This is a genomic window from Pseudonocardia kujensis (assembly GCF_021283305.1).
Lineage (GTDB): Bacteria > Actinomycetota > Actinomycetes > Mycobacteriales > Pseudonocardiaceae > Pseudonocardia > Pseudonocardia kujensis.
Map to the genome: position 1 here is coordinate 17,856 of NZ_JAJSOK010000085.1, position 12,010 is coordinate 29,865.

General features: G+C 72.5%; 12 protein-coding genes. 8 read left to right on the forward strand and 4 right to left on the reverse strand.

The window, feature by feature from the left end; translation table 11 throughout:
- Positions 1-6: 6 nt before the first annotated feature.
- The 3 genes from LWC35_RS34655 to LWC35_RS34665 are packed head-to-tail and all read left to right on the forward strand — an operon-like array spanning position 7 to position 3,364.
- Positions 7-885 (forward strand): branched-chain amino acid ABC transporter permease, encoded by an 879-nt coding sequence (locus LWC35_RS34655; RefSeq protein ID WP_232874727.1) that lies wholly within the window; start codon positions 7-9, stop codon positions 883-885.
- Positions 885-2,024 carry a branched-chain amino acid ABC transporter permease gene (locus LWC35_RS34660; RefSeq protein WP_232874728.1) on the forward strand — a complete coding sequence of 380 codons (1,140 nt, stop codon included), beginning with the start codon at positions 885-887 and terminating at the stop codon, positions 2,022-2,024. Before LWC35_RS34655 ends, LWC35_RS34660 begins: the two co-directional genes overlap by 1 nt.
- Positions 2,024-3,364: an ABC transporter substrate-binding protein gene (locus LWC35_RS34665; RefSeq protein WP_232874729.1), complete on the forward strand. Its 1,341-nt coding sequence runs from the start codon at positions 2,024-2,026 to the stop codon at positions 3,362-3,364. Before LWC35_RS34660 ends, LWC35_RS34665 begins: the two co-directional genes overlap by 1 nt.
- Before the next feature lie 48 nt (positions 3,365-3,412).
- Here LWC35_RS34665 and LWC35_RS34670 read toward each other — a convergent pair whose 3' ends face one another.
- The 4 genes from LWC35_RS34670 to LWC35_RS34685 all read right to left on the reverse strand — a co-directional run bounded on the left by LWC35_RS34670 (position 3,413) and on the right by LWC35_RS34685 (position 6,430).
- Complete coding sequence (locus LWC35_RS34670) at positions 3,413-4,237, reverse strand: DUF3152 domain-containing protein (RefSeq protein WP_308194736.1); 825 nt, start codon at positions 4,235-4,237, stop codon at positions 3,413-3,415.
- Positions 4,238-4,325: 88 nt separating this feature from the next.
- The gene (locus tag LWC35_RS34675; RefSeq protein ID WP_232874730.1) at positions 4,326-4,499 is read right to left on the reverse strand and encodes a hypothetical protein; all 174 of its coding nucleotides are present in this window, start codon (positions 4,497-4,499) and stop codon (positions 4,326-4,328) included.
- A 95-nt stretch (positions 4,500-4,594) separates the two neighbouring features.
- On the reverse strand, positions 4,595-5,635 hold the full coding sequence (locus LWC35_RS34680; protein ID WP_232874731.1) for an LLM class flavin-dependent oxidoreductase: 1,041 nt from the start codon (positions 5,633-5,635) through the stop codon (positions 4,595-4,597).
- A gap of 39 nt (positions 5,636-5,674) precedes the next feature.
- Complete coding sequence (locus LWC35_RS34685) at positions 5,675-6,430, reverse strand: GntR family transcriptional regulator (RefSeq protein WP_308194737.1); 756 nt, start codon at positions 6,428-6,430, stop codon at positions 5,675-5,677.
- 183 nt (positions 6,431-6,613) lie between these two features.
- On the opposite strand from LWC35_RS34685, the gene LWC35_RS34690 reads away from it, so the two are divergent.
- The 5 genes from LWC35_RS34690 to LWC35_RS34710 all read left to right on the forward strand — a co-directional run bounded on the left by LWC35_RS34690 (position 6,614) and on the right by LWC35_RS34710 (position 11,619).
- Positions 6,614-7,501 (forward strand): Cgl0159 family (beta/alpha)8-fold protein, encoded by an 888-nt coding sequence (locus LWC35_RS34690; protein ID WP_232874732.1) that lies wholly within the window; start codon positions 6,614-6,616, stop codon positions 7,499-7,501.
- 47 nt (positions 7,502-7,548) lie between these two features.
- On the forward strand, positions 7,549-8,526 hold the full coding sequence (locus tag LWC35_RS34695; protein ID WP_232874733.1) for a substrate-binding domain-containing protein: 978 nt from the start codon (positions 7,549-7,551) through the stop codon (positions 8,524-8,526).
- 70 nt (positions 8,527-8,596) lie between these two features.
- Complete coding sequence (locus LWC35_RS34700; protein ID WP_232874734.1) at positions 8,597-9,667, forward strand: ABC transporter permease; 1,071 nt, start codon at positions 8,597-8,599, stop codon at positions 9,665-9,667.
- A 13-nt stretch (positions 9,668-9,680) separates the two neighbouring features.
- Entirely contained in the window at positions 9,681-10,496 is an 816-nt protein-coding gene (locus LWC35_RS34705) for an ATP-binding cassette domain-containing protein (protein ID WP_232874735.1), read from the forward strand.
- Between the two features lie 76 nt (positions 10,497-10,572).
- Positions 10,573-11,619, forward strand: a complete 1,047-nt coding sequence (locus LWC35_RS34710; protein ID WP_232874736.1) for a Gfo/Idh/MocA family protein — start codon at positions 10,573-10,575, stop codon at positions 11,617-11,619.
- The last annotated feature ends 391 nt before the right edge of the window (positions 11,620-12,010 follow it).

The window sequence follows — 12,010 nt, forward strand, 5'->3', positions numbered from 1 at the left end:
AGACCCGTGCTGCAGTTCGTGAACACCCTGCTCACCGGCCTCGGCCAGGGCGCGGTGTACGCCGCGTTCGCGCTGGCCCTGGTGCTGATCTGGCGGGCGACCCGGGTGGTGAACTTCGCCCAGGGCGCGATGGCCGCCTTCACCACGTACCTGGCGCTGCTGGTCGTCGAGTCCACCGGGAGCTGGTGGGTCGGCCTGCTCACCGCCCTCGCGGCCGGGCTGGTGCTGGGCGCCGGCGTCGAGCGCGTGGTCGTGCGCCGGGTCGGGCCGCACAACGAGCTCGGCGCCGTCATCGTGACCCTCGGCCTGTTCGTGGCCCTGCAGGCCCTGGCGGCGATCCTCTTCGGCGCCCAGTTCCGCTCCTTCCCGGCCCCGGCCGGGCTGGAGGGCTTCGCCCTCGGCAGCGTGACGATCGCGCTCACCCCGAGCATGCTGATCACCGTCGGCGCCGTCGCCGTGGTCCTGCTCGGCCTGGTCGCGCTCTTCCGGTTCACCGACGTCGGCCTGCGGATGCGCGCCTCAGCCTTCGACGGCGAGGTGGCCCGGCTGCTCGGCGTGCCGGTCGGCCGGATGCTGACCCTCGGCTGGGCGCTCGCCGCGTTGGTCGGCTCGCTGGCCGGCGTACTGATCGCGGGCGGCAGCCTCGTGTGGCCGGCGTACATGGACACCGTGATCGTCAACGGCTTCGTGGCCGCGGTGCTGGGCGGGCTCGACTCCCCCGGCGGCGCCGTGGTCGGCGGGCTGGCCATGGGCGTGATCCTGGCGCTGGTCACCGGCTACGTCGGCAGCGACCTGGTCCCGCTGGCCGCACTCGCCGTGCTGGTGGCGGTGCTGCTGGTCCGGCCGCAGGGTCTGTTCGCCCGCACCGCGGCGCGGAGGGTCTGATGGCCGCGCCGGTACGGCCCACCGAGCAGGCGGGCACCGCGTCCCGGTCCGGGCGGGAACCGGGTCGCTGGTCGGGCCTCGCGGCGCGGCTCCGGCCGAGGGCGACCTTCGCCCGGCACGCCGCGCTGGCGCTGCTGGCCCTGGTCGTCGTGGTGCTGGTGCTCGAGCTGACCGGGCCGTTCCGGAACTCCCAGTTCGCCACGATGTCGTACTACGCGGTCGCCGCGGCCGGGCTGACCGTGCTCACCGGGCTCAACGGCCAGATCTCACTGGGCCACGGGGCGCTGATGGCCGTCGGCGCCTACACCACCGGCCTGCTGCTGCCCGCCGACGTCCCGCTCCTGCTGGTGCTGGTGATCGCGGCGGGCGTCACCGCGCTGGTCGGCGTGCTCGTCGGCGCCGCGGCCGCCCGGCTCAAGGGCCCGTACCTGGCCGGCGCGACCCTGGCGTTCGCCGTCGCCCTGCCCGGGCTCGCGATCCACTTCGACGAGGCGCTCGGGGGCGAGCAGGGCCTGCCGGTCCCGTCCCCGCGCCCGCCGGACTGGTTCGCCGACGCCGTGTACTTCCTGTCCGCCAACGAGACCAGCAGCGCCAAGTACCTCGCCTACGTCGGCTGGCTGGTGGCGATCGTGGCCTTCCTGCTGCTCGCCAACCTGACCGCGAGCCGGATCGGGCGGATCTGGAAGGCCGTGCGCGACGACGAGGTGGCCGCCGAGCTGGCCGGCGTCCGGCTGAGCCGGGTCCGGGTGCTGGCCTTCGCCGTCAGCGCCGCCTGCGCAGGCCTCGCGGGCGGCGTGCTCGGCGTCGTCGTCCGCCTCGCCGCGCCGACCGGGTTCACCATCGTGCTGTCGATCTCGCTGCTCACGGCCGTGGTCGTGGGCGGGCTCGGCAGCCTCCTCGGTGCCGTGCTGGGCAGCGCGCTGCTGGTGTTCCTGCCGCCCGCGGTGACCGACCTCGGCGCCTCGGCCGGGCTCACCGACGTGCAGGCCGCGCAGCTGGCGCCGTTCGTCTACGGCGCGGTGCTCATCCTCGTCATCCTGCTCGCGCCCGGCGGCGTGGTGGGGACCGTGCGGGCCCGGTGGCACGCACGCACGACCGCTCCGGCCGGTGCGCCGGAGGAGAGGACAGGGAGGTCCTGATGCGCAGATCGAGGCGGGTGCGGGCGCTGACGGCCCTCGCCCTCGGCGCCGTCCTGGCGCTCGCGGGGTGCGGGGCGGGCGGCCGGCCGGACCCCGGGTCGGGCGGCGGTGCGGCGAGCGGGGGCTCGACGGTCGGCATCACCGCCGACTCGGTGAAGGTGGGCTCGCACTTCCCGCTCACCGGCGTCGCCGCCCCGGGCTACAGCGAGATCCCGACCGGGACCAAGGCCTACTTCGACTGGGTCAACGCGCACGGCGGCGTCAACGGTCGGAAGATCGACTATGTCTTCCGCGACGACGCCTACAACCCCACGCAGACCAGCCAGGTCGTCAACGAGCTGGTGCTGCAGGACCAGGTCTTCGCGATCCTGGGCGGGCTGGGCACGCCGACCCACGGCGCCGTGCTGGACTTCCTCGGCGCCGAGGGCGTGCCGGACCTCTTCGTCTCCTCCGGCTCCCTGCTGTGGGACCAGCCCCGGAAGTACCCGACGACCTTCGGTTGGCAGCCGGACTACGAGATCGAGGCGAAGATCCTCGCCGACCACGTCGCGACGACCTTCCCGCAGGCCAGGGTCGGGCTGTTCCTGCAGAACGACGACGTCGGGGAGGACGCCGAGCGGGGCATCCGCCGGTACCTCGACAAGCAGATCGTGTCGGTGCAGCGCTACACCCCGGGCAACACCGACATCGGACCCCAGATGTCGGCGCTGCAGGCCGCGAACGCCGATCTCGTCATCGGCTTCAACGTGCCCTCCTACACGGCGCTCACCCAGCTGCAGGGCCTGAAGCTCAACTACAGGCCACAGTGGGTCTACAGCAACATCGGCGCCGACCCGGTCCTCGTCGGGTCGCTGCTGGGCCGGTTCTCGCAGGGCCAGGTGACCGACGCGGCCCTGCTCGACGGGATGATCACCGACGAGTACCTGCCGCGCGCCGACAACCCGTCGGACGCATGGACCGCGCAGTTCGACGCGATCTGGAAGGCGCACGGCGACGGCGGCGCGCTCACCAACTTCCGGATCTTCGGGATGTCGCAGGGCTACGCGTTCGTCCAGGCGCTGCTCGCCGCCGGGCCGAACCCGACCCGCGAGGGCCTGGTCCAGGCGATCGAGAAGGGCGGCACCCGGTTCGCGGGCCCGTGGGCGGCGCCCTACCGGTTCACCGCGGACAAGCACAGCGGCATCTCCGGCGCGAAGGTCGTCCGGGTGACCGGCGACAGCACGACCGCGCTGGGGCCGGTCCGGGTCACCGACAACGGCGACGCCCCGATCACCGACGCGACGAACGGGGAGACCCCCGTGCCGCCCAACGGGATCCCGGCGGCCCCGGGCGGGACCTGACCGCAGGGACGTGAGGGGCCGGCCGGGGCGTACGTCCCGGCCGGCCCCTCACGGGTTCGGCCAGCTGTTCTGCGTGCAGCCCTGCAGGCCGAGGGTCTGTTGCTGCATGACGGGCGCGGGCTGGCCCGGGCCCGGGCAGGCGACGTGCCCGTGGCCCAGGGCGTGCCCCACCTCGTGGTTCACCAGGTACTGCCGGTAGCCCGTGGGGTTGTCGGCGTACTCCGCCGTCGTCTCCACCCAGCGGCGGAAGTTGAGCACCACCAGGTCCTGGTTGCGGCAGGACACCTCGCCCGCCGTGTCGAGCGGTGCGCAGAGCCGGTTCGTGGTGCCCGGCGTCGCGAGCACCAGATGGATGTCCGCCTCCCCGTCCGTGCGGGCGAAGGACATCACGCCGCCCGCGCCCCAGCCCCGCGGGTCGGTCAGCGTGGTCATCACGAACGCCGCGAACTCCCCGCCGTCGACGGGCAGACCGGACTCGACCGCCACGCTCAGCGTGCGCACCGGGCCCGGCCCCGGCGCGGGCGTCGAGCCGGGCACGACGACGAGGTCACCGTTCCCGTCGGGGGGCACCTCCCGGCCGGTCAGGCCGGCCTGTGTGTCGTCCGCGGCGAGCACCGGCGTGGCCGGGGTGGTCGCGGTGGGGCTCGGCAGCGGCGTGCTCCGGGCGGCGAGCGCCGCCGAGGGAGCCTGGTCGGGGGCCGGTGCGGGGGGCGCGGAGGCCGTCGGGGTGCGGTCGGTGGGGTCCGCCGCGAGCTGGTTCACGCCCGGTTGGGCGCAGGCCGCGAGCACGCAGGCGGACAGGCACAGGAGCGCCGCCGCCCGTCCGGTCCGCGTACGGCGGGTCGGGGCGGGTGCCGCTCCGGTTGATGGCACGGCGGCGAGCCTGCCACCCGCCGGCCCCCGGCGCCGCACCTACCACCGCGTGGCCACAAGAACGTGACCGGCGGCGGTGCCGGCTGGGTCAGGCGGCGTCCGGAACCTCGTCGTACTCGGCCATGACCCGCAGCGCGGCGTCCGGGTAGTCGGCGGCCAGCCGCTCCACCAGGTCCTCGCGGCCCTCCTCGACCGCGAAGTTCACCGCCGCCACGTACTCGTCGTGCAGCAGCCGCAGCCGCGCACGCACTCGCTCACTCATCTCGCTCCTCGTGTTCTTGAACGTTCCAGCAACGTTCTCCACGGTCAACGGTGGCGGCGCCGGGCCTGTTTCGGAAGCCGGGTCAGCTCACATCGTCAGGGGTGAGGAACTCCGGCGACGGCACCCGACCAGCCGATGGCCGGGGCGATGTGCCGCACGATCGTCTCGAGGAGGTGCGCGTTGTACTCCACGCCCAGCTGGTTCGGCACCGTGAACAGCACCGTGTCGGCCTCGCGGACCGCCTCGTCCTCGGCCAGCTCGGCGGCGAGGCGGTCGGGCTCGCCGACGTAGGTCCGCCCGAAGCGGGCGCGGACGCCCTCGAGCAGGCCGACCTGGTCGCCCTCGCCCCGGGTCCCGAAGTACCGGCGGTCGAGGTCGGTGGTCACCGGCAACACACTGCGCGACACCGAGATCCGCGGCGTCCTGGTCTGGCCCTGCTCGGCCCAGGCGGCGCGGTAGGCCCGGATCTGCTCGGCCTGCAGCCGGTCGAACGGCACGCCCGTGTCCTCGGACAGCAGGGTCGAGCTCTGCAGGTTCATCCCCTGCTCCGCGGCCCACACGGCGGTCGCCCGGGTGCCCGATCCCCACCAGATCCGCTCGCGCAGTCCCGGCGCCTGCGGCTGGACCGCCAGCCCGGCGCGCACGCCGGTGCGCTGCGGGTCCGTGGTCGCCACGGCCGCGCCGTCGATCGCGGCGAGGAACAGCTGGGTCTTCGCGCGGGCGAGGTCCGCGGCGGTCTGCCCGTCGCCCGGCCGGTACCCGAAGGCCCCGGCACCGTCGAGCACGGTCTCGGGCGACCCCCGGCTGACGCCGAGCTGCAGCCGCCCACCGCTGATCAGGTCGGTGGCCGCGGCCTCCTCCGCCATGTACAGCGGGTTCTCGTACCGCATGTCGATCACACCGGTGCCGATCTCGATCCGGCGGGTGCGCGCGGCGATCGCGGACAGGAGCGGGAACGGCGAGGCCAGCTGCCGTTCGAAGTGGTGGACGCGGACGTACGCGCCGTCGACGCCGAGCTCCTCCGCCGCCTCGGCCAGCTCGACGGTCTGCAGCAGGGCGTCGGCGGCCGAGCGGGTCCGCGACCCGGGCGCGTCCTGCCAGTGCCCGAACGACAGGAACCCGATCTTCTTCGTCATGCCCCGAGCAACGCTGGTTGCGCGTTCAACCTTCCCGCGTCAGCTGGTGAGGTTGAGCTCGAACGAGTAGCGGCTGGCGCGGTAGAGGTGCGAGCCGTACTCGACGGCCTTGCCCGCGGCGTCCCAGGCGGTGCGGGTCATGGTGAGCAGCGGGGCCCCGCGGGCCTCGTCGAGGATGCGCGCCTCCGCCGCGCTCGCCGTGCGCGCGCCGACGACCTGGTTGGCCATGCGCGGCACGTGCCCGGCCCCGCGGAGCAGGTCGTAGAGCCCGTTGCGCTCCAGGTCCTCCCGGTGCAGCCGGAGCACGTCGAGCGGCACGGCGTTGTGCATGAGCGCCAACGGCTCGTCGCCGGCGAAACGCAGCCGCTCGATCCAGGTGACCTCGGCGCCGAAGGGGATCCCGAGGGCCTCGGCGATCTGGTCCGGCGCGGGCCGCACCTCGAACTCGCGGATCTCGGTGCGCGGCGCCTGACCGCTCTTCAGCAGGTCGTCGTAGAGGCTCGTCAGCTCGACGGGACGACGGACCTTTGGGTGCACGACCTGGGTGCCCACGCCGCGCTTGCGCACGAGCATCCCGCGTTCGACCAGGTAGGAGATGGCACGGCGCATGGTCGGCCGGGAGACGCCGAGCCGGTCGGCCAGCTCGACCTCGTTCTCCAGCCGGGAGCCGACAGGGATGTCGCCCTCCTCGATCTGCTGCTGCAGCCGGGTCGCGACCTGGTAGTAGAGCGGCACGGGGCTCGTCCGGTCGAGCGTGACGTCCGGGACCAACGCTCCGTTCGCCTGTCGGTCCACGCGCCACTGCTCCTCTCTATGTCCTGACAAAATATGTCAGGACAAACCATTGACGTACAGCCTTGACGAGCGTACACCTAGGGCGGTGTTCGGAGTCACAACGAATTCGATCACCCGCCCGGCAACGGTTGCCGGGCGCCGCCTGCCGGAGGGGACACGTGGCGATGCCGCTCGTGAGACTCGGTGCGTGAGGCCGTCCTGACGGACCTCGTGCGCACCCGTGCGCGCCGTCCCGACGCCGTGGCCGAGGCCGCCGCCGCCCGTCGCCGCCCCGCCTCCCCCTTCGGCGAGCACGGCCGGCTCATGATGGTCGCCGCGGACCACCCCGCCCGGGGCGCGCTGGCCGCGGGCGACCGCCCGATGGCGATGGCCGACCGTGCCGACCTGCTCGACCGGCTCGCACTCGCCCTCTCCCGGCCCGGCGTCAACGGCGTGCTCGGCACCCCGGACGTGCTGGAGGACCTCCTCCTGCTGGGCGCCCTCGACGACAAGGTCGTCGTCGGCTCGATGAACCGCGGGGGCCTCGCCGGCACCGCCTTCGAGCTCGACGACCGGTTCACCGCCTACGACCCCGCGAGCATCGCCGCCGCCGGGTTCGAGGGCGGCAAGATGCTCCTGCGGATCGACGCCGACGACGCGGCCAGCGTCGTCACGCTCGAGTCCTGCGGGCGTGCGGTGTCCGGCCTCGCCGGGCGCCGCCTGATGGCCATGGTCGAGCCGTTCCTGTCCCGCCGTGTCGACGGACGGGTCCGCAACGAGCTCACCGTGGAGGCGATGACCCGGGCGATGACCGTCGCCGCGGGGCTGGGCACCACGTCGGCCTACACCTGGCTGAAGGTGCCGATCATCGGGGGCGGCGGGGAGGACATGGCACGCGCGATGGCCGCGACCACGCTCCCCGCGGTGATCCTCGGCGGGGAGGTGGCGGCCGACCAGGAGGCCACCTTCGCGACCTGGAGCAAGGCGCTCGCCCTGCCCACCGTGCAGGGGCTGGTCGTCGGCCGGTCCCTGTTGTACCCACCGGATGACGACGTCTCGGGGGCCGTCGACGCCGCGGTCCGGTTGCTGTAGAAGCACCGCACCACACACTCACCGTTGAGAGTTCGGGAAGGACAAGGATGTTCCGATCAGGCAAGCGGGTCGTGGCCCTCGTGGCGGCCCTCGCCGGAGCGGCGCTCGTCGCGGCCGGTTGCAGCAGCCAGGGCGGTGCGCAGCAGACCAACACCAACGCCACGGCGCAGCGCTACACGATCGCGATGATCACGCACGAGCAGCCGGGCGACTCGTTCTGGGACAAGATCCGGGCGGGCGCCGAGCAGGCGGCCGGCGAGCTCAACGTCGACCTGAAGTACTCGAACAACCAGGACGCCGGCCAGCAGGCCACGCTGGTGCAGAACGCGATCGACTCGAAGGTCAACGGCATCGCCGTGACCCTGGCCTACGCCGACCAGGTCGGCCCGGCGGCCGAGAAGGCCGTGAAGGCCGGCATCCCGACGGTGGCGTTCAACTCGGGCATCAACGAGTACCAGAAGTACGACATCCCGATGTACTTCGGCTCCGACGAGGACCTGGCGGGCCAGACCGCCGGTCAGCGCATCGCGCAGAATGGCGGCGGCAAGGCCCTCTGCGTCGTCCAGGAGCAGGGCTCGGTGGCCCTCGAGGCGCGCTGCGCCGGTGTCAAGAAGAGCCTGCCGAACACCGAGAACCTGCAGGTCAACGGCGCCGACCTGCCCTCGGTCCAGCAGACCATCGCGGCCAAGCTCCAGCAGGACCCGTCGATCACCGACGTCGTCACCCTCGGCGCGCCGATCGCGCTCGCCGCGCTGCAGGCCAAGACCGACTCCGGCAGCCAGGCCAAGGTCGTGACCTTCGACCTCAACGCCGATGTGGCCAAGGCCATCCAGAACGGCCAGATCCAGTTCTCGATCGACCAGCAGCCCTACGTCCAGGGTTACATGGCCGTCCAGTCGCTGTGGCTGAACCTGACCAACGGCAACGACCTCGGCGGCGGCAAGCCGGTGCTCACCGGCCCGTCCTTCGTCGACAACACCAACATCAGCAAGATCGCCGAGTACGCGGCGAAGAACACCCGCTGACCCGATCCGTCCGTGGGGGCCGCCGGCAGGTGGCCCCCACGGACGGGACCCGATCCAGGAGCGTCCAGCGATGAGCTCACCCGTCGCGACCCCGCCGTCGCCCCCGTCCACGCCCTCCACCGGCGCCGAGCCCGTGCGCGTGCAGCGTTCCCTCGGCGCGCGCATCCTCTCCCGGCCCGAGGTCGGCTCCCTCGCCGCGGCGATCGCGATCTTCGTGTTCTTCTTCGCGATCGCCCCGCCCTTCCGCACCGCCGAGGCCTTCTCGACGATCCTCTACTCCGCCTCGACCATCGGCATCGTCGCCCTCGGCGTGGCGCTGCTGATGATCGGCGGCGAGTTCGACCTGTCGTCCGGCGTCCAGGTCACCACGGCCGCGCTCGCGTCGTCGATGATCAGCTACCAGTTCTCGCTGAACGCCTGGGTCGGCGCGGTCGCGTCGCTGGTCATCGCCCTGGCCATCGGCTTCCTCAACGGCTGGCTGCTGATCAAGACCAAGCTGCCCAGCTTCCTGATCACCCTGTCCACGTTCTTCATGCTGCAGGGCATCAACCTCGGCGTCACCAAGCTGCTCACCGGCGCGGTGGCCACCCAGAACATCTCCGACCTCGACGGCTTCGACTCGGCGAAGGCCATCTTCGCCGCCGACGTCGACCTCGGCTTCGTCAACGTCAAGATCTCGGTGTTCTGGTGGATCCTGTTCACCCTGGTCGCCACCTGGATCCTGCTGCGCACCAGGACCGGCAACTGGATCTTCGCCGTCGGCGGCAACCAGGACTCCGCCCGCGCGGTCGGTGTCCCGGTCGCCAAGGTCAAGATCGGCCTGTTCATGGGCGTCGCGTTCTGCGCCTGGTTCCTCGGCCAGCACCTGCTGTTCAACTTCTCCACCGTGCAGGCCGGCCTGGGCGTGGGCAACGAGCTGATCTACATCGTCGCCGCGGTCGTCGGCGGCGCGCTGCTCACCGGCGGCTACGGCTCGGCCATCGGCGCCGCGATCGGCGCGTTCATCTTCGGCATGACCACCCAGGGCATCGTCTACGCCGGCTGGGACCCCAACTGGTTCAAGACCTTCCTGGGCGTCATGCTCCTGCTCGCGGTCCTGCTCAACCTGTACGTCAAGAACTCCGCCTCGCGGCGCAAGTGAGGATGTGACTCGGATGACCGACACGATCATCGAACACGCCGACCACAGCCTCGAGGTCGGGACGCCCCTGGTCGAGATGGAGGGCGTCGGCAAGACCTACGGCGCCATCCGCGCCCTCGAGGGTGTCAACCTGACCGTCAACGCCGGGGAGGTCACCTGCGTCCTGGGCGACAACGGCGCCGGCAAGTCCACCCTCATCAAGATCATCTCCGGGCTGCACCCGCACACCGAGGGCACGGTCAAGGTCGACGGCGCCGAGGTGCACTTCGGCAGCCCCCGCGAGTCGCTGGACCAGGGCATCGCCACCGTGTACCAGGACCTCGCCGTGGTCGGGCTGATGGAGGTGTGGCGCAACTTCTTCCTCGGCTCCGAGATCCGCAAGGGCCGCTGGCCCGGCGCCCCGCTCGACATCGCGGCGATGCGCGAGATCGCCGACTCCGAGCTGAAGAAGATGGGCATCTTCGTCAAGGACATCAACCAGCCCATCGGCACCCTGTCCGGCGGCCAGCGCCAGTGTGTGGCGATCGCCCGCGCCGTGTACTTCGGCGCCCGTGTGCTGATCCTCGACGAGCCCACCGCCGCCCTGGGCGTCAAGCAGTCCGGCGTGGTGCTCAAGTACACCGCCGCCGCCCGCGACGCCGGCCTGGGCGTCGTGTTCATCACCCACAACCCGCACCACGCCTACATGGTCGGCGACCACTTCATCATCCTGAAGCTCGGCCGCCGGGTGCTGGACAAGAAGCGCTCCGAGGTCTCCCTCGAGCAGCTGACCGCCGAGATGGCCGGCGGTCAGGAGCTCGCCGAGCTGGCCCACGAGCTCAAGCGCTGACCGCGCGCGACCCCGGCCGGTCCCCGCGACGGGGACCGGCCGTACGCGTGTGCCCACCCCGCCCCGAAAGGACTCCATGAGCACGCTGCGCATCGGCCTCGCCGGCCTCGGCCGCATGGGCCGCATCCACGCCGACAACCTCGCCGGGCGGTGCTCGGTCGCCCGGCTGGGCGTCGTCTTCGACGCCGACCCCGCGGTCGCCCGGGAGGCGGGCGAGCGCTACGGCGTGCCGTGGACGGCGAGCTTCGAGGAGCTGCTCGCGCACCCCGCGGCCGAGGCCGTCGCCGTCGCGACGCCGACCGGCACCCACGCCTCGATGACCGTCGCCGCCGCGCGGGCGGGCCGGGACGTGTTCTGTGAGAAGCCGATCGCCCTGGACCGGGCGACGACCGTCGAGACGGTCGAGGAGGTGGAGCGGGCCGGCGTGCAGTTCCAGGTCGGCTTCCACCGGCGCTTCGACCCGGACTGGGCCGCGGTGGCCGAGCGGATCCGGGCGGGCGAGCTGGGCGAGGTCGCGCTCTTCCGCAGCTCGCTGCGGGACATGGCCTCGCCGCCGGCGTCGTTCCTCGCCGGGTCGGGCGGGTTCTTCCGCGACGTCACCGTGCACGACCTCGACGTCGCCCGCTGGCTCGTCGGCGAGGTCGTCGAGGTGACCGCCCACGGCGCGGCGGTGTCCGACCCGGAGGGCTTCGCGGCCGTGGGCGACGTCGACACCGCCGTCGTGGTGCTGCGGTTCGCCTCCGGCGCGCTCGGCGTGATCGACAACAGCAGGGCCTCCGGGTACGGCTACGAGTGCTCCACCGAGGTCATGGGCAGCCGCGCCACCGCACGCATCGACAACCCCTACCGCCGCGGCTACGAGTGGCGCACCCCCGGCCTGACCAGCCGCGACCTCGTCGCCGACTTCCAGGAGCGCTACCCGCTGGCCTACGCCGCCGAGCTCGACGGCTTCGCCCGAGCGGTCCTCGACCGCTCCCCCGTGCGGGTCTCGGGGGCCGACGCGCTCGCCGCCTTCGACCTCGCCGAAGCCGCGGACGAGTCCTGGCGGACCGGCCGGACCGTCGCCGTCCGGTACACGGGCGCGGGCTACGCGCGGGCCGCCGTCAGCGAGGTGAGGGCCTGACCGGGCTGCGGATCGGGCTGCTGGGCGCGTCCCGGATCGCCGACGAGGCCCTGGTCCGGCCGGCGGCGACGACCGGGGACCGGCTCGTCGCCGTCGCCGCCCGGGACCGGGCGGAGGAGCTCGCGCACCGGTTGGGGGTGGGACGTCAGGGATCCATAGTGCGCTGAGGTCAGGCCCGATCTCGCATTATGGAACCATAATGCGCTCAGGTCCGGTCCGATATCTCGCTATGGAACCATAATGCGCTGAGGTCGGGTCCGATATCGCGTTATGGAACCATAATGAGCCTTTCTCAGTAGGCCGTTGATCATGTTGTGCGGTCGTGTTCGTGGTGCAGGACGACGAGCGCAGCGGCGGTGATGGCGCCGATGCGGCGGGGGCAGAGGCTGAC

Coding starts and splice junctions, on each gene's coding strand:
- LWC35_RS34695 (WP_232874733.1), top strand. CDS start 7,549: ATGTTCCGATCAGGCAAGCGGGTCGTGGCCCTCGTGGCGGCCCTCGCC.
- LWC35_RS34660 (WP_232874728.1), top strand. CDS start 885: ATGGCCGCGCCGGTACGGCCCACCGAGCAGGCGGGCACCGCGTCCCGG.
- LWC35_RS34680 (WP_232874731.1), bottom strand. CDS start 5,635: ATGACGAAGAAGATCGGGTTCCTGTCGTTCGGGCACTGGCAGGACGCG.
- LWC35_RS34675 (WP_232874730.1), bottom strand. CDS start 4,499: ATGAGTGAGCGAGTGCGTGCGCGGCTGCGGCTGCTGCACGACGAGTAC.
- LWC35_RS34700 (WP_232874734.1), top strand. CDS start 8,597: ATGAGCTCACCCGTCGCGACCCCGCCGTCGCCCCCGTCCACGCCCTCC.
- LWC35_RS34705 (WP_232874735.1), top strand. CDS start 9,681: ATGACCGACACGATCATCGAACACGCCGACCACAGCCTCGAGGTCGGG.
- LWC35_RS34665 (WP_232874729.1), top strand. CDS start 2,024: ATGCGCAGATCGAGGCGGGTGCGGGCGCTGACGGCCCTCGCCCTCGGC.
- LWC35_RS34710 (WP_232874736.1), top strand. CDS start 10,573: ATGAGCACGCTGCGCATCGGCCTCGCCGGCCTCGGCCGCATGGGCCGC.